Source organism: Cypionkella sp. (assembly GCF_028290025.1).
GTDB lineage: Bacteria > Pseudomonadota > Alphaproteobacteria > Rhodobacterales > Rhodobacteraceae > Cypionkella.
Genome location: NZ_JAQGKQ010000067.1, coordinates 1 through 15,286, shown reverse-complemented (window position 1 = coordinate 15,286; position 15,286 = coordinate 1). Strand labels below are relative to the sequence as shown.

The 15,286-nt window shown below is 62.4% G+C and carries 15 protein-coding genes; 1 reads left to right on the top strand and 14 read right to left on the bottom strand.

Features of this window, described 5'->3' with window-relative positions:
- The first annotated feature begins 801 nt into the window (after positions 1-801).
- Positions 802-1,179, top strand: a complete 378-nt coding sequence (locus tag JWS10_RS11450) for a RidA family protein (protein ID WP_299507465.1) — start codon at positions 802-804, stop codon at positions 1,177-1,179.
- Positions 1,180-1,422: 243 nt separating this feature from the next.
- On the opposite strand, the gene bktB is transcribed toward JWS10_RS11450, so the two are convergent.
- From bktB to JWS10_RS11380, 14 genes are all read right to left on the bottom strand, one after another.
- Complete coding sequence (gene bktB / locus JWS10_RS11445) at positions 1,423-2,619, bottom strand: beta-ketothiolase BktB (RefSeq protein ID WP_299507462.1); 1,197 nt, start codon at positions 2,617-2,619, stop codon at positions 1,423-1,425.
- 16 nt (positions 2,620-2,635) lie between these two features.
- Positions 2,636-3,655 (bottom strand): phosphotransferase family protein, encoded by a 1,020-nt coding sequence (locus JWS10_RS11440; protein ID WP_299507459.1) that lies wholly within the window; start codon positions 3,653-3,655, stop codon positions 2,636-2,638.
- Entirely contained in the window at positions 3,652-5,310 is a 1,659-nt protein-coding gene (locus tag JWS10_RS11435) for an AMP-binding protein (protein ID WP_299507456.1), read from the bottom strand. The genes JWS10_RS11440 and JWS10_RS11435 overlap by 4 nt, the downstream gene beginning before the upstream one ends.
- Positions 5,311-5,319: 9 nt before the next feature.
- Positions 5,320-6,531 carry an acyl-CoA dehydrogenase family protein gene (locus JWS10_RS11430; RefSeq protein WP_299507453.1) on the bottom strand — a complete coding sequence of 404 codons (1,212 nt, stop codon included), beginning with the start codon at positions 6,529-6,531 and terminating at the stop codon, positions 5,320-5,322.
- Between the two features lie 10 nt (positions 6,532-6,541).
- Positions 6,542-7,288, bottom strand: a complete 747-nt coding sequence (locus tag JWS10_RS11425; RefSeq protein ID WP_299507451.1) for an SDR family oxidoreductase — start codon at positions 7,286-7,288, stop codon at positions 6,542-6,544.
- Complete coding sequence (locus tag JWS10_RS11420) at positions 7,281-8,387, bottom strand: glycerol dehydrogenase (protein ID WP_299507449.1); 1,107 nt, start codon at positions 8,385-8,387, stop codon at positions 7,281-7,283. The genes JWS10_RS11425 and JWS10_RS11420 overlap by 8 nt, the downstream gene beginning before the upstream one ends.
- Positions 8,384-8,920: a 2,4'-dihydroxyacetophenone dioxygenase family protein gene (locus tag JWS10_RS11415; RefSeq protein ID WP_366943534.1), complete on the bottom strand. Its 537-nt coding sequence runs from the start codon at positions 8,918-8,920 to the stop codon at positions 8,384-8,386. The genes JWS10_RS11420 and JWS10_RS11415 overlap by 4 nt, the downstream gene beginning before the upstream one ends.
- Positions 8,921-8,935: 15 nt before the next feature.
- On the bottom strand, positions 8,936-9,715 hold the full coding sequence (locus tag JWS10_RS11410; protein ID WP_299507443.1) for an SDR family oxidoreductase: 780 nt from the start codon (positions 9,713-9,715) through the stop codon (positions 8,936-8,938).
- A 1-nt stretch (position 9,716) separates the two neighbouring features.
- Positions 9,717-10,703, bottom strand: a complete 987-nt coding sequence (locus JWS10_RS11405; RefSeq protein ID WP_299507441.1) for a transketolase C-terminal domain-containing protein — start codon at positions 10,701-10,703, stop codon at positions 9,717-9,719.
- On the bottom strand, positions 10,696-11,538 hold the full coding sequence (locus JWS10_RS11400; RefSeq protein ID WP_299507439.1) for a transketolase: 843 nt from the start codon (positions 11,536-11,538) through the stop codon (positions 10,696-10,698). The genes JWS10_RS11405 and JWS10_RS11400 overlap by 8 nt, the downstream gene beginning before the upstream one ends.
- A complete protein-coding gene (locus tag JWS10_RS11395; protein WP_299507437.1) occupies positions 11,535-12,458 on the bottom strand; it encodes an SMP-30/gluconolactonase/LRE family protein in 924 nt (307 codons plus the stop codon). The genes JWS10_RS11400 and JWS10_RS11395 overlap by 4 nt, the downstream gene beginning before the upstream one ends.
- On the bottom strand, positions 12,455-13,129 hold the full coding sequence (locus tag JWS10_RS11390) for an HAD hydrolase-like protein (protein ID WP_299507435.1): 675 nt from the start codon (positions 13,127-13,129) through the stop codon (positions 12,455-12,457). The genes JWS10_RS11395 and JWS10_RS11390 overlap by 4 nt, the downstream gene beginning before the upstream one ends.
- The gene (locus JWS10_RS11385; protein ID WP_299507433.1) at positions 13,126-14,673 is read right to left on the bottom strand and encodes an FGGY-family carbohydrate kinase; all 1,548 of its coding nucleotides are present in this window, start codon (positions 14,671-14,673) and stop codon (positions 13,126-13,128) included. Before JWS10_RS11385 ends, JWS10_RS11390 begins: the two co-directional genes overlap by 4 nt.
- Positions 14,670-15,286 (bottom strand): FGGY-family carbohydrate kinase (locus JWS10_RS11380; RefSeq protein WP_299507431.1); only part of this gene is annotated, 617 nt, incomplete at its 5' end. The genes JWS10_RS11380 and JWS10_RS11385, both read right to left, overlap by 4 nt.

The following is a 15,286-nucleotide window of genomic DNA, read 5'->3' as shown; positions in this document are numbered from 1 at the left end:
CTGTATAGCTGCCGGAAAGCCCGGTCGCCCCCACGATCAACGCGACGTTTTGTGTGCTCATGGTCTAAGACTTCCAATTCCGAGTGTGGCTGCGCCAAGCGTGGCAAAGCAGTTCAGCAAGACCCGCCAAGTAAGGCTCAAAACTGCTATGCGGTGTTTCTCAATTCCGACCCGCAGCCTCCCCTCTGCATCAACCTAGTCCCTCCGCCTGAGGCGAAACTGGGCGTCCTGATAAGTTTTAAGCTAGCAAACATATCCAGCCCGTTGGCGATTTGATTTCTCCGGATTGGATATTTCCGTCGAGCCAATGATTGCCGGCTAGTGTTGCCGAGCAATGGTCCGTATCTTCGATGCCGTTCCACGCCAAGTTTGAGCCGATGCCCGACACGCACGCTATCAATCCGTCCTGTCCTCGCCACGAACTACGTGTACTATCCAAAGTGGATTTTTCACATCGAGTCCCTGCGCAGACTGAGTGAAGCGTGCACAGAAATTGGCTCAGCGCGTTAAACCCGTCCGCATGGTCGCAAGGCTTGTCTCATTGCTGCTCTCATGCAACATCCCGACGTTCGCAGAGAAAGCGGAAATCGGATTCAAAGCATCACCGCTTAAATACAATTTCGCGGCCGTTCACGAGCGGCACCTGTGATGTCTTTGGCAAGCTCCAGCTCTATAACGGGTGGCACCCAGCTTGCGCTCAGGAGGGGCAAAGCGGGTCACGAAAAAACATGTTTAATCGAAATCCTTTCATTGCCTCCAATAAGCTGCAACTTGAAACACCTCTCAGGAAAAGGACAACGCATGGCTCGCTCCATAATTTCAACGGCGAACTCCGCTTCTAATCCGGCCTACAGCCAAGCTGTCAAAGCCGCGGGTCTGATCTTCGTTTCCGGCACGGCGCCGATAGATCCGGCGACCGGCCAGATCGTCGAAGGCACGGTGAAGCAACAGGTCGCCCAATGTCTGCGCAACATCTCCGCGATCCTAGAAGCCGCAGGTTCCGGTCTCGACAAAGCTGTCAGCGCCACCCTTGTCGTCGCCGACGAGGACGATTTTTCGGCAATCAATGAGGAATGGATGCAGTGGTTTCCAAATGATCCACCCGCACGTCAGGGGGCCAAAATGCCATTGCGCATTCCGGGCATGAAAATATCGATTGCGCTGATTGCGGAGGCATAGCGCATACGCCACGGGGCGCGTCGCCGAGAGGGTTTGATGCTCTCGCATTGCCGTCCGTGGCCAGTGCGCGCTATCACACGTTTATCACGCCCAAAGGACCACCGATTGACTCGCGTTCGCGCCGAGCGACATCGCGAACTTTCGGGAATTGCGCGGCCCAACCCCGAGCGCCAACAACCAAGGCACCGGTGAGGCGTCAACATTGCCGCCTGCGTGGCCAAGAGCTGACCTCGGCGCGACTAACTACTGCGCCGCTACGCTCGTGTTCTCCACGATGACCGCGATGCCTTGGCCGCCGCCGATGCACATCGTGGCCAAACCGTAGCGGCCGTTGCTTCGCTGCAATTCATAAATCAGTTTGATCAGTATGATAGCGCCCGATGCTCCGATGGGGTGACCGAGTGCGACAGCTCCGCCGTTGGGATTGGTTTTCTCGGGCGGGAAGCCCAGTTCGTCTGCCACAGCACAAGCCTGCGCCGCAAATGCTTCGTTTGACTCGATCACGTCCAGATCAGCGACCGTCAGTCCGGCGCGCGCCAGAGCTTGCTTCACCGCCGGCACCGGGCCAAGGCCCATCACTTCGGGGGCGACCCCGCCCAGACCATAGGCTACAATCCGGGCCAACGGCACAACGCCGCGCGCGGCAGCGACCCCCGCCGCCATCAGCACAAGCGCCCCCGCCCCGTCATTGATCCCCGAGGCGTTGCCCGCGGTAACGCTGCCGTCTTTCTGGAAGGCTGGGCGTAGCTTGGTCATGTCCGCTAACGTCACATCCGGCCGCACGTGCTCATCGGTTTCGAACACCAGATCGGCTCGGCCCTTCTTGACCGTCAAAGGCAGGATCTGGCCGACAAACCTTCCTTCCGAAATCGCCTTTGCGGCGCGGCGATGACTTTCGACGGCGAAGGCATCCTGTGTTGCCCGGTCGATGCTGCACTGTTCGGCCACGTTCTCGGCGGTCACGCCCATATGTCCATTGCCGAAGGGATCGGTCAGTGCGCCGACCATCATATCCGTCGCGGTCAGATCGCCCATCTTCTGACCGATACGGGCTTGGGTGAGCAGATGGCCAGCCCGGCTCATATTTTCGGTGCCGCCCGCCAAAGCGATATCGGTATTGCCGAGCAGGATTTGTTCCGCAGCCGTCACCACCGCTTGCAAGCCCGAGCCGCAAAGCCGATTCAAGGTCAGCGCGGGCACACTGTCCGGCACGCCTGCCCGCATCGCCACGATGCGCGAGATATACATGTCTTCGGGGGCGGTATGGATGACATTGCCGAAAACGGTCTGGCCGATATCCGCACCTGTGCAGCCTGCACGGGCTATCGCCTCACGCGCGACGGCGGCACCCAAATCGCCGGGTGATATGCCCGCAAGCGCGCCCTGAAAGTCGCCGATGGCGGTGCGGACGCCGGATGCGATGATGACGGAACGGGTCATAGAAGGCTCCTGTGGGTCAAGTGGTCGGAAGGATGGCAAGAGCGCGCGCGGCGAAGCGCTCGGCCAGATGGCCAAGCTCTGCGGCATTGTCGGAAGCGGCATTTCCGGCGCGGGCGCGATCTGAGATGCCGACAAAAATCACCGCAAACCGGAACAGCGCGAACGCTTTGTGAAAGGGCAGAAGCGTCGAGGTTTGCGTCAGACCCTGCCGGTAGCGGGCGACAAACTCCGCCTCAGTGGGCAGGCCAAGCGCCGTATGGTCCAGCCCGAGGATGCCACCATATTCATCAGGCGCCGTATGCCACGGCATAGCGCAGAACCCCAAATCAGCGAGCGGATGGCCAAGCGTTGAAAGCTCCCAGTCCAGAATGGCCACCACGCGCGGCTCGGTCGGATGGAACAGCATGTTGCCCAGCCGGAAATCACCATGTGCGAGCGAGACCGCCCCGTCATCCGGCGGCAGGTTGGCAGGCAACCAATCTGCCAGCTGGTCCAGCGCTGGAATAGGCACGCTTCCAGACGCGCGCCATTGCCGCGACCAACGGGCGATCTGACGCTCAAAATAGTTGCCGGGTTTGCCATAGTCGCCAAGCCCAACCGCATCCGGGCGGACAGCGTGCATTTGTGCCAGCGCATCGGCCATGCCCATCCAGATCGCTGCGCGGTCCTGCGCGGGAAGTTCCGGCAGGGCGCAATCGCTGAAAACACGACCCTCGACCCGCTCCATCAGGTAGAAGGGAGTGCCCAATAAGGCAGGATCTTCGTGCAAGAGGATCGGCTTAGGCACCGGCACGCCCGTTGGATGCAGCGCCACGAGCACGCGGTATTCCCGTTCGATCGCATGAGCGCCTTGCAGGATTGGCCCGGCAGGCTTTTTGCGAAGCACCATGCGGCGAGAGCCCCAAGTCAGGAAGAAGGTCGGGTTCGACTGCCCGCCGCTGATCCGATCTAGCGCGAAAATGGTCACAGCACCGAATGTCTGTGTGAGATAGGCTTGCAAGGCAATGACGTTGATGTCCGGCGATGGCAAGTTCATGACTCACCCCCATCGCGCGCCAGTTTCCGCAGCAGAAACTTCTGAATCTTCCCCGTGGCGGTGCGCGGCAATGCTCCGAACACAAAGCGGCGTGGCAGTTTGAAGCCTGCCAGATGCGCCCGACAAAAGCTGCGCATATCTTCGGCAGTTACCTGATGGCCCGGTTTCAACTCTATGAAAGCGCAGGGGATTTCGCCCCACTTCGGATCAGGAGCCGCCACAACAGCCGCGAACAACACGCCCGGATGTTGATGCAGGATATTCTCAACCTCCAGGCTAGAGATGTTCTCACCGCCTGAAATAATAACATCCTTGGCGCGGTCGCGGATTTCAAGCTCGCCGTTGGGATGCCGCACGGCCAGATCGCCGGTGCGGAAGTGGCCACCGGCGAAAGCGGCCTCGGTCGCTGAGGGATCGCGGTGGTATCCGGCCATCAGGGTGTTGCCGCGCAAGGCAATCTCACCCGATGTGACACCGTCCCACGGCACCTCCTCTCCGCTGTCATTCACCACGGTCACACGGTTGGCGGTAAGATGCCGATTGCCCTGCCGCGCCAGACGGGTGGCCTTAACCTCGGTGGGTTGGGCCGCATCGTGCGGGTCCAGCGCGCACATCGTGACCGGGCCGTAGGATTCCGTCAGCCCATAGAGGTGGATAAAATCAAAGCCCAAAGCCTCCAGCCCCGCGATCAGCGCGACCGAGGGTGATGCGCCGCCCGAGGCCACCTTGACCCGCCTGGTAGCGCGCTTCGGTCGATCAGGATGGTTCAAAAGCATGTAAAGCACCACCGGCGCGCAGGCCATGTGGGTGACGCCATGAGCCGCGATGACCGCGAAAATGTCGGCAGGGTCCACCCTGTCGAGGCAGACATGCACGCCCCCCGCCGCCGTCACCGCCCAAGTGTGGCACCAACCGTTGCAGTGAAACATCGGCAGGGTCCACAGATAGACGGTGTCGCGCCCCAAACCCAAGGCCAGCACATTGCCCAGCGCATTTAGATAAGCGCCGCGATGATGATAGACCACGCCCTTCGGATGTCCGGTGGTGCCCGAGGTATAATTGAGGCAAATCGGCTGCCATTCATCGGTGATCCCGGCAAAGAGATCGGTGACGGGCACCGGGCCGGTCAGCAGGTCAATGCCACCCTCGCCATGAAGCGCGCGCAGGGTATGGCCCGGCGCGTCGCGTTTGTCAGCAATCGCCTCAAAATCTTTGCCTTCAAGCGCACGCAGGGTGTGGCAAGGCAGACCCGTCGCCTTGGCTGCCTCGGTTGCAGCTGCAACCGTGGTCTCGTCACACAGGATCAACCTGCTTTCGGAATGGGCCAGAATGTAGCCAACCGTCGCCGCATCCAACCGCGTGTTGATGCTGTTGAGCACCGCCCCGAGCAACGGGACGGCATAGTGCGCCGCCAGCATCTCTGGCCGGTTGGGCAGCATCACCGACACCACATCGCCAGCCCTCACGCCCTGCGCCTGCAAAAAGGCCGCCATCCGCGCCACGATGTCGCCGAACTGAGCGTAGCTCCACCGCCTGTCGCGCCAGACGACCGCGAGCCGATCCGGAAAGGCCGTCAACGCTCGGTCGAGGAAATCCAGGGGGGTCAGCGGCTGATGGTTTGCCGCGCGCCGTGCGAGATGCAGGTCGTTTTGCATGGGGTTGCCCTAGACGCCAGAGCCCGGCGCCCAGCGCCAGAACTCGCGGTCTTCTGCGGCAAGAGTGCGATCCAGCACCATCATGTGAACCTCATCGGCTCCATCAACCAGCCGGGCCTGACGCGCATAGCGGTAAATCCATTCCAGCGGCGTATCCGTGGAATACCCCCGCGCGCCATTGATCTGGATAGCCGTATCGGCGGCCTTGTGCAGCAGATTAGCGACATGCACCTTGGCCATCGACACTTCTTTGCGGGCATAGCTGCCTTGGTCGAGTTCCCACGCAGCCTTCATCACCAAAAGTCGGCCGATCTCGATCTGCATCGCCAGATTGCCCAGCATCAAGCGGATGCTTTCGCGGTCGGCGAGCCGCTCGCCAAAGGCGTAGCGTTGGGCAGCATAGGCGCGGGCGATCTCGACACAGCGTTTCGAAAGCCCAAGCCAGCGCATGCAGTGCGTCAACCGGGCCGGGCCAAGCCGCATTTGGGTCAGCTTCAGGCCCGCGCCTTCACCGATCAGCACGTTGTCGGCTGACACTTCCAGCCCGTCGAAGGTAAGTTCACAATGCCCGCCGTGTTCCTCCGGCCCCATGATGCCGATGCGGCGTTCGATCTGCCAACCCGGTTGATCGCGGTCGAACAGGAACGCGGTCAGCCCCTTGCGCGCGTCATCCGAGGTGCGCGCCATCAGAATGAAGTGCTGCGCTTCGGCGGCCCCGGTGATATACCATTTCCGCCCGGTGATGTGGTAGCTGTCGCCAGTGCGGGTGGCGCGCGTTAGCATCATCGACGGGTCCGACCCGCTGCCGGGATGTGGCTCGGTCATCGCGAACGCCGACCGGACGCGCCCGTCCACGATGGGTTGCAGCCAGCGTTCCTGCTGCGTGGGGGTTGCGGCCTGTTCCAGCACCATCATGTTGCCGTCATCCGGGGCGGCCGAATTGAACACCACTGGCCCAAAGATTGAGCGATTCATTTCCTCGTAGCAAACCGCCATGCCGACCTTGCCAAGACCCTGCCCACCGGTTTCGCGCTTCAGTTGCAGACACCACAACCCCTCGGCGCGGGCCTTGGCGCGCAGGGGCTCCAGCCGGTCGTGACGGATGTTGCCATGCGCGTCATAGGCGGTGGGATCAGCCTCGACGGGCAGGATTTCTGTCTCGACAAACCGTGCAATGCGGGCGCGGAGGTCTTCGACGCGCGGCGATATGGTGAAATCCATCAGTTATCCCTTACAACGACGACACGAGGTGGCCGCCGTCGACCACGATCTCGGTTCCAGTGATGAAACTGCTGGCATCCGAGGCCAGCAGCAAAAGTGCGCCGTCAAGATCCGAGGGCTGGCCCAAGCGGCGCTGGGGTACGCGGCGGATGAGCGCCTGCCCCGCCTCGGACGCAAAGAACGCGCGGTTGAGGTCGGTCTCGATATAGCCCGGGCACAATGCGTTGACACGGATGCCATAGCGCGCCCATTCCAGCGCCAGCGATCTGGTCAGATGCACCACACCCGCCTTGGCCGCCGCATAGGCCGACAAATTGCCCGCCACCCGCAAGCCAAGAATCGAAGCGATGTTGATAATGCAGCCACGTTTTCCCGCAGCGATCATCGCCTTGGCCGCTGCCTGCGCCACGCGAAAGACGCCGGAAAGATCGGTGTCGATCACCTTATCCCAATCGTCCGCCGTCGTGTTCAGCGCAGGCCCGTCGTGAGTGACCCCGGCGTTGTTGATCACGATGTCGAACGCGCCGTGCTGGAATGCCGCCGTCACTTGCACGAGGTCCGTCACGTCCAGCGCAATCGGTCGCGCAACCCCGCCCGCTGCAGTCACCAGCGCAACGGTCTCCTCCAGAGCCGCCTGTCGGCGAGCGGCCACCGTCACTTGCACGCCCGCGCCAGCCAGAGCTTGCGCGAAGTGCCGACCCAGCCCACCAGACGCTCCGGTGATGAGCGCGGATTTTCCGTGCAAGTCCTCAAACATCGGTATGCTCCGACAATTCTTCTGCCCGCCGGATTGCCGCCACGATCAAAGCGGCATCAATCGGCACGGCCAGATTGGCCAGATGCGGCGCGGTCATTGTCCAGCGCGCGATTTCCTCAACTTCTGCTGGGGTCGCATCATGCAGCCCAAGCTGCGCAAGGCAGGTTGGCAAACCGATTTCGCGGTAAAACTGAACGAGTTCCCGAATGAAAACATCCGCCCGACCCTCAGCAGCCAGTTGCACCAGCAGCGCCCAAGCGATCTGGTCGCCGTGGATGGCGTCGCGGGTGCCGCGCACTTTCACCAGCCCTCGGGTCAGCGAATGCGCCAGCGACAGGCCGCCATTTTCAAAACCGAGGCCGCTCATCAGCAGGGTAGCCTCGATCACGGCCTCAAGATCGGGCGTCACCTCTCCGCGTGCGGCTGCGACAACCCCTGCCGAACCGTGACGACGCAGGGTGGCATAACAAGCATCCGCAATCGCAATAGCCGTCAGCGTGGGGCGGGTGCCGAATGGGGTGACGCCAGTGCCATCGCGGCAGCCGTCCGCCTCGAACTTCTTGGAGATCGCATCGCCAATTCCTGCCAACAGAAACCGCAGCGGAGCCTTGGCGATCAGCGCCGTATCCACCAGAACCGCCTCGGGGCTGCGGTGCAGGCGGTCCACGGCGATCATGGTATGGTGTTCATCATACATCGCAATCGCCGCACTGGTTGGGCTGTCGTTCGAGGCGATGGTCGGCACGGTCACCACAGGCAGCCGCAGTTTTAGCGCTACGGCCTTGGCCGCATCGAGCGACTTGCCGCCGCCAATTCCAACGGCGATACCCGGCACAACGCCGCTCAGCGAGGCGATCAGCGCCTCAATCGCCGGATAGGTGATCTCGCCCTCAAACGGCCGCAGGATCGGCGTCAGACCAGAGGCCGCACAGACCGCAGCCAGCCTGTCGCCCAGCATCTGAAGCACAAATGCGTCGGCCACGATCAGCGGATTGGGACCGAAGGGGGCTGCCACCTGCCCCAACAGATCAAACGCGCCGGGGCCTTGATAATAGCGATGAGGTGCCCCGAAAAGGCAGACAGACGACGGCAAGCTCATCGGATCAATCCTTCCAACGCGGCATCGCCAAGACCAATGGCCTCGTAGTGCTTGCGCGTCGCCTCTAGCTTGGTGAAGACATCCTCGTAGCCCAAAGCCTCGCCCTGCGGATCGACGTAGACGTAGCCGCCGGTCACATGGAACAGCGTGACCATCTCTGCCACGTCGTCTGGCACGACAAGGGTGTGGGTTTCGCCCGGGGGCTCAAAGGCATAGCTAAAAGGCACCGCCTCCCAGTCATGCTCCAGATAGCGCCAGCGTCCGCGCAGGGTGAAGGCGTGCACCGGCCCTGCATGGCGATGGCGCGACAGCACGCCCGCTTTGCGGACACGCAGAAGATTGACGTAGTAACCTTGGCTGACGCTCAAAACCAACGGCTTGAACCACACGCCCGGCGCTTGCGGTACCCAAAGCCGCGGATCGGCCTCAAGATCCAGCGCGCCGGACGTGAAGATGTCGGGCATCATGCCGAAAGGCTGCGGTTTGGCGTAAGCCACAGCACTGTTGTCACGGCGGTCGGTTGTCTGGTTCATCGGCATTTTCTCCGCTCAATCGTCCAGCTGGAAAGCGTCGCTCGGCGCACCGAAGGCGCAATAGCCGCCATCGACCGGCAGAGTGACCGCAGTGATGAACTTGGCGCGATCCGAGGCGAGAAACAGCATCGCTTCGGCGATATCCTCCGCCGTGCCCATCTTGCCAATCGGCGTGCGCCTGCGGATGCGCTTTTCGTCGATCTTGCCTTCAGCGATCAGCTTTTCCGTCAAGGGAGTCAGCATGTAACCGGGAGCCACCGCGTTGACGCGGATGCCATGCGGCCCCCATTCACAACCCAGAACACGGGTCAGCATGCCGATCCCCGCCTTGGCTGCGCTATAGGCGGTGCGCACAGGTAAGCCCAGAACGCCCGCGATGGAGTTGAGGTTCAAGATCACGCCCGACCCACGCTCGATCATGCCGGGAGCGACGGTTTTGGACACTAGATATGTCCCGGTCAGATGGATGTCGATCAGTCGCTGCCAATGCGAAAGGGGCTGGTCAACCGTGGGCGTAAAGCTGTCGGGCACTCCGGCGTTATTCACCAGTATGTCGATCTTGCCGCAACGCGAGACGGCCTCGGCCACCATCGCGTTTACCGAAGCCTCATCCGACACATCGCCGCCGATGGCGATATGGTCCTCGCCCAAGGACCGGGCAGCAGCCTCGGCAGCCTCAAGCCGTATGTCGTTGATGATAATCCGCGCACCTTCACGCGCAAAGACGCGGGCAGTGGCGAGGCCAAGTCCGCTGCCAGCGCCGGTGATCAGGGCGACCCTGCCTTGCAGTTCCATCCTAGTTGCCCTCCAAAATCGCGCGCAACATGCGCGGCAGATCAACGCCGTATTTCGCCTCAAGATACTCCTGCGAGCCGCACTCAAAGAAGCTGTCCGCGAGGCCGACCTTGATCAGCGGCTTCATGATGCCCGCGTCATACAGCGCCTCGACGACCAGCGTGTTCAGGCCACCTGTGGTTTTGTGATTCTCCGCCACGATCAGGCGGTCAAAGCGCTGCGCAAAGGCGATCACTCCGGCCGTATCAAAAGGCTTGATCGTGCCGACGTGCAGAACCGACGACGCGATCCCCTGCTCTGCCGCAAGCCGCGCCGCATCCATCGCCCGGGCCGACATGTAGCCGGTCGAGATGATGCCAACCTTGCCGCCGCCTTCATGGATCACCTGCGCTTTGCCGAGTTGGAAGCGGTAGCTGTCGGGCAATTCCACCGGAACCTTACCACGCAAGCTGCGGACATAAACGGTTCCCGGAATATCGGCCACGGCGCGCACGACTTGCTTGAGTTCAGTCGCATCGCAGGGGTCAATGATGGTCAGATCCGCGATGCCGCGCATCATGTTGAGGTCTTCTGTCGCCTGATGGGTGGCGCCGTAGCCGTTCACGAGGCCCGGCATCCCGGCGAATATCTTCACATTCGCCTTGGAATGCGCGCAGGAGATTGCCACGAAGTCATAAGCGCGCCGGGTGATAAAGACGGAATATGTCGTGCAATAGGCAATCTTGCCAACCTTGGAGAGACCCGCCGCGATCATAATCAAGTCTTGTTCAGCCATGCCCACGTTGAAGAATCGTGTCGGATGCGCATCGCGAAACGGCAGGATATCGCTGTAGCGGCCCATGTCGGCGGTGAGGCCGACGATCTCGGGACGTTCGCGGCCCAGCTCGGCGAGCGTTGTGCCGAAGGGAGCGAGTTCGGTGGTTTTTCCGGCGATGTCGATCAACTCGCCCATGCCGCGGGTGCGGCCGGTGTGCAGGGGTTCAGCCATGTGTGGACTCCAGTTCAGCTTTCAGGGCGTCCCATTCGGAATTGTCGACGCGGACAAAATGGGCGCGGTCGCGGGCCACAAGGGTCGGCACGCCGTGTCCCGGAGTGGTGCGCAGGACTATGGCTTTGGGGCGGCCGTTTTTCTCGCGGGCACCGGCGAGGGCATCCACAAGCGCCGCCATGTCGTTGCCGTTCACCTCGACCGTATCCCAGCCAAACGCGGTGAATTTGTCGGCGACCGGTTCGATCTGCACCGTCACCGGGCCATCGGCCTGAATGCCGTTGCAGTCGATCAGCGCCACAAGGTTGTCGCATTTGAAGGTGGCGGCGCCCATCGTGGCCTCCCACGTGGAGCCTTCCTGCAACTCGCCGTCGGAGAACTCGCAAAAGACCCGCGAGGGGCGGCCATCCAACTTCAGCGCCATCGCCATGCCGACCGCCTGCCCCAGACCGTGGCCAAGCGAGCCGCCGACCATCTCGACGCCCGGAATGTCATCGAAGGTGCTCATCGGCAGGCGCGAACCGTTCAGGCCGTAGCTCGGCAGTTCAGCGGCCTCCAGATAGCCCGCCTCGGCCAGCACGGCATACATCGCAATCGCATAATGACCGGTGGACAGCACGAAGCGGTCACGGTCAGCCCATGCAGGGTTGGCCGCATCATAGCGCAACTCGTGAAAATAGATCGCGGCAAGGCAGTCCGCGATGCCAAGCCCTTGCGCGATATAGCCTTCGCCCTTGCCGCTCGCCATATGCAGCATGGTGCGCCGCAGGTTCAGCGCGCGCGCCTTAAGCGCAGGCAGATCGGCGCTGCCGGGTGGATGGTTAAGGGTGGTCATAAAGATGCTCCACTGGAGTTGAGGGACAGGCCCGCGCGCGCCCAAGGTCGCGACACAAGCTGCCCGAGGCTGGAAAGCGTGATGAACGCAGTGCGCAGGTCGGTGCCGCCAAAGCAGATGTTGGTGGTGTAGGGGTCGGGCAGGTCGATGCGTTCGACTTGAGCGCCCTCGGGGGAGATCACGACGATGCCGCCGATGCGCAGACAAGCGATCGCAATGTTGCCTGAGGCCTCGACTGCGAGGGAGTCGTAGCGGTGAAAGCCGGGGAGGCCTGCGACCAGATCGCCTCCGGTGGGCGATGGCCAAGTTGCGCCACCCAAAACACCCGGAGCGGTCACAGGATAAGACCAAAGCCGCCCCGCTGAGGTTTCCGCCACATAAAGCGTCGTGCCATCCGGCGACAGGCCAATGCCGTTTGGCCCGATCATCGGAAACGCCAACTCGCGGATCAGGCCTCCGTCGGCCTTGGCATAATAAACCGCGCCAAAGTCCAATTTGCGGCCCTCACGGTGCCCGTGATCGGTGAAATAAAACCCGCCGTGCGTGTCGAAAACGATATCGTTCGGCGCGGCCAAAGCCACCTCACCGCAGCGGTCATAGAGTAGGTCAACTTTGCCGCTCTCGGGATCAACGCGCTGGATCGAGCCGCCTTGGTTGTCCGGGGCCTTGCCAACGGGCCGCAGCCCCGCGCTGTTGTCCCAAGTGAAGCCGCCATTGTTGCAGACATAAAGCGCACCGTCTAGGCCAAGCGCCGCCCCGTTAGGCCCCCCCCCAGTGTCGGCCAGCCGATAGCTTTTGCCAGCCTCAATCCGCGTCAGACAACCAGCCGCAATCTCGGTGACGACGAGGCTTCCGTCCGGCATCACTACCGGTCCTTCGGGAAAAGCCAGCCGCTCAGCTAGGATGATTTGTTCCGTCATTCTGCCGCCCCGATCAGCGCCACATCTAAACAGCGGGCCAGTTCGGCTATCGATGCCACGAGTGCCTCTGGATCGTGCTCAGCCAAGGCCGCAGCATCATAAAACCCGTAGCTGACGGCAATGGCAGGCATTCCGCAAGCGTGGGCCGCGATCACGTCCTGCGGTCCATCACCGACGTAGACCGCATCTGCCGCATTGGCCTCGGCTCGATCCAACCCCAGAAGGATCGGCGCGGGATGCGGCTTGCGTTCAACCGTATCTTCCGCCGTCACTATGGCGACAAAACTTTCAGATGGAATGCCTGCAACGCCAAGATCGATCAGTGTGCGCTCCAGCCCCTTGTTCGTCACAAGGCTTGGCTTGCGACCGCTGCGCACCAGTTCGGCGATCAGATCGGCAACTCCCGGAAACACCGAGATGTGATCGGTGCACGCAGGATAGGTGTCGCGGTAGGCGGCGAACAGCAGCTCGGTCTTTTCGGGGGCGACACGGGCGAACAATTCATGCGGGCGCATTGCGAAAATATCATGCTCGGGCACGCCCTCAGGGGGAAAATCAGCGTCCAGAAGCGAGCGAAACACCTTGCGGTAACACTCGGTCACGGCGGCGCGGGTATCGACCAACGTGCCGTCAAGATCGAACATCACGTGGGTCTGCGGGAAATTCTTCATGGCGTGCCTTGCGTAAGTCGCGGGGCGAGCAGCGCCGCGCGGTGTTTCCAAAGAGGGATGAGGTCGCGGCCAAGGGCGCGGAACAGCGGATAAGCCGCCGCATAGCGGGCCGCCCAAACCGGATCCGGCGTGACAGTATCTGCAATGCGCACCATGCGAAGGGCGGCGGTTGCGAGGTCCGGATGGAACCCCGCGTGAACGGCGGCGAGCATGGCCACACCCAAAGCGCCGGTTTCCTCAACCTCCGGCAGCAGCAGGGGGCGGTTCATCACGGCGGCGCAAATCTCGCACCAGAGGCGGCTTCGCGCGCCGCCACCGGTCAGGCGGATGTCGGTGACCGGAGCGGATAGGGCCGCGTAGCAATCGACCATCGAGAACGCGACACCCTCCATCACCGACCGAATAAGGCTGATCGGGCTAGTCGCCATATCGAGGCCGAAGACCGAGCCTCGCGCTGTAGGATCATGGCGGGGCGCAGTCATACCGGAGGTGCCGAAATAGGGATGAACGATCAGTCCATCGGGGACTGGCGGCAGCTTGCGCGCCTCAGCCTCGATGCGGGCAAATATAGTTGGATCATCCGCCGCGAACTCAACCCGTCCGAAGGCGGATAGCGCCCAATCGAGACACAGCGATCCGCCGCCGGTGTTCGACATCAGCCGCTGCCAGCGACCGCCCGGCATCAGGAACAGGAAGCCGACGTTGCGAGGTTCCAGCAACGGCGCGTCGATAGTGAGGTTGTTCATGAAGCTGGTGCCAATCACTGTCACCGCCTGCCCCGGCGCTAAAGCACCGACGCCAATGGCCGCAGCTACCGCGTCCCCTGCTCCGGTGACGACCGGGGTGCCGATGGCGAGACCTGTCAGGGCGGCGGCTTCTGCGGTTATGCGCCCGACCAACTCACCCGTCGCCAAGACTGGTGCGAGGCAGTGGGCGATCTCCGGCACGCCTGCCAGGGCCAGCAACTCGGGCGAGACGCAGCGCTTGCGAATGTCACAGGGAAAGAACGACAGGTCGGATTCGTCGGTGGCGATGACACCGGTCAGGCGGAAGTTGATGTAATCCTTGGCGCAGAACACCGTGGAAATCTTGGCGTAGCGCTCTGGTTCATGCGACTTCAACCACGACAGCAGAACCAGCGGCAGACCCGGGATTGGCGCATTGCCGCAAACTTCGAACATCGCCTCATCGCGGCCATCGGCGTGCCATTCCGCCAACAACCCTGCCGCGCGCGCATCCGGCCAAGCGACGGCGCGGCCCAAGGGCTGACCCACCGCATCCAGCGTCCAAAGCCCACCCATATGGCCGCTAACACCGATGGCAGCGATCTCGGACGGGGCGATCCCGGCCTTGGCTATAGCCTCGCGGATCGTCTCGGCAACGGCGGCGAAGGTCAGGTCCATATCCTCTTCGTGCCAATCGGGGTGACGATGGAATACGGGAGTCTGACGCCGCGCCGTTGCCAGCGCCTCGCCGGTTTCAGCGCGCAGAACCACGGTCTTGGTCGCCGTCGTACCCTTGTCGATGCCCAGAACATAGGTCATGCGGCCCCTCCTGCGGCGAGGGCGGCGCGAGCGGCGGAGTGGCGGCGGTAAACGTCGCGTGTCTCGCAATAAAAGCTGAACCAGCCGTCGTATTCGGCCTTCGCCACAGGGTCAGGCGTGTAGCGTGCCGCAGTCCGTGTAGTCTGAGCCACCGCAGTTTCCAGATCAGGCCAGATGCCAGTCGCAGCCCCTGCCAGCAAGGCCACGCCCAGCGCGCCGGATTCCTGCGCCTCTGACACCTCTATGGGCAGGCCGCACACATCGGCGAACATCTGCGCCCAGAACGGGCTGCGGCTGCCGCCTCCGGTCAGGGTCAGGGTGGTGGCCTTACTGCCCATCGCCTCAAAGCAATCGCGGGTGGCGTAGCACATCGCCTCATAGACGGCGCGCAACAGGTGCTCGCGGGTGGTATGGCTGCCCATCCCGAAGAACACGCCGCGCGCTTGGGCGTCAAAGAACGGCGCCAGCACGCCGCTTCCGTTGACGTAAGGCAGCATGACCACGCCACCAGCGCCCCGCGGTATCGCCTTGGCGCTGGCCTCCATCGCCTCGAAATCCCACGCGCCATCGGGCTGTTTTGGCCCGCCAAACCGGTCAAGAAACCAATCCATCG

What these genes read in the sequence shown, in the direction of transcription:
- JWS10_RS11450 (WP_299507465.1), top strand. Translation starts at nt 802, where the DNA reads ATGGCTCGCTCCATAATTTCAACGGCGAACTCCGCTTCTAATCCGGCC.
- bktB (WP_299507462.1), bottom strand. Translation starts at nt 2,619, where the DNA reads ATGACCCGTTCCGTCATCATCGCATCCGGCGTCCGCACCGCCATCGGC.
- JWS10_RS11440 (WP_299507459.1), bottom strand. Translation starts at nt 3,655, where the DNA reads ATGAACTTGCCATCGCCGGACATCAACGTCATTGCCTTGCAAGCCTAT.
- JWS10_RS11435 (WP_299507456.1), bottom strand. Translation starts at nt 5,310, where the DNA reads ATGCAAAACGACCTGCATCTCGCACGGCGCGCGGCAAACCATCAGCCG.
- JWS10_RS11430 (WP_299507453.1), bottom strand. Translation starts at nt 6,531, where the DNA reads ATGGATTTCACCATATCGCCGCGCGTCGAAGACCTCCGCGCCCGCATT.
- JWS10_RS11425 (WP_299507451.1), bottom strand. Translation starts at nt 7,288, where the DNA reads ATGTTTGAGGACTTGCACGGAAAATCCGCGCTCATCACCGGAGCGTCT.
- JWS10_RS11420 (WP_299507449.1), bottom strand. Translation starts at nt 8,387, where the DNA reads ATGAGCTTGCCGTCGTCTGTCTGCCTTTTCGGGGCACCTCATCGCTAT.
- JWS10_RS11415 (WP_366943534.1), bottom strand. Translation starts at nt 8,920, where the DNA reads ATGAACCAGACAACCGACCGCCGTGACAACAGTGCTGTGGCTTACGCC.
- JWS10_RS11410 (WP_299507443.1), bottom strand. Translation starts at nt 9,715, where the DNA reads ATGGAACTGCAAGGCAGGGTCGCCCTGATCACCGGCGCTGGCAGCGGA.
- JWS10_RS11405 (WP_299507441.1), bottom strand. Translation starts at nt 10,703, where the DNA reads ATGGCTGAACCCCTGCACACCGGCCGCACCCGCGGCATGGGCGAGTTG.
- JWS10_RS11400 (WP_299507439.1), bottom strand. Translation starts at nt 11,538, where the DNA reads ATGACCACCCTTAACCATCCACCCGGCAGCGCCGATCTGCCTGCGCTT.
- JWS10_RS11395 (WP_299507437.1), bottom strand. Translation starts at nt 12,458, where the DNA reads ATGACGGAACAAATCATCCTAGCTGAGCGGCTGGCTTTTCCCGAAGGA.
- JWS10_RS11390 (WP_299507435.1), bottom strand. Translation starts at nt 13,129, where the DNA reads ATGAAGAATTTCCCGCAGACCCACGTGATGTTCGATCTTGACGGCACG.
- JWS10_RS11385 (WP_299507433.1), bottom strand. Translation starts at nt 14,673, where the DNA reads ATGACCTATGTTCTGGGCATCGACAAGGGTACGACGGCGACCAAGACC.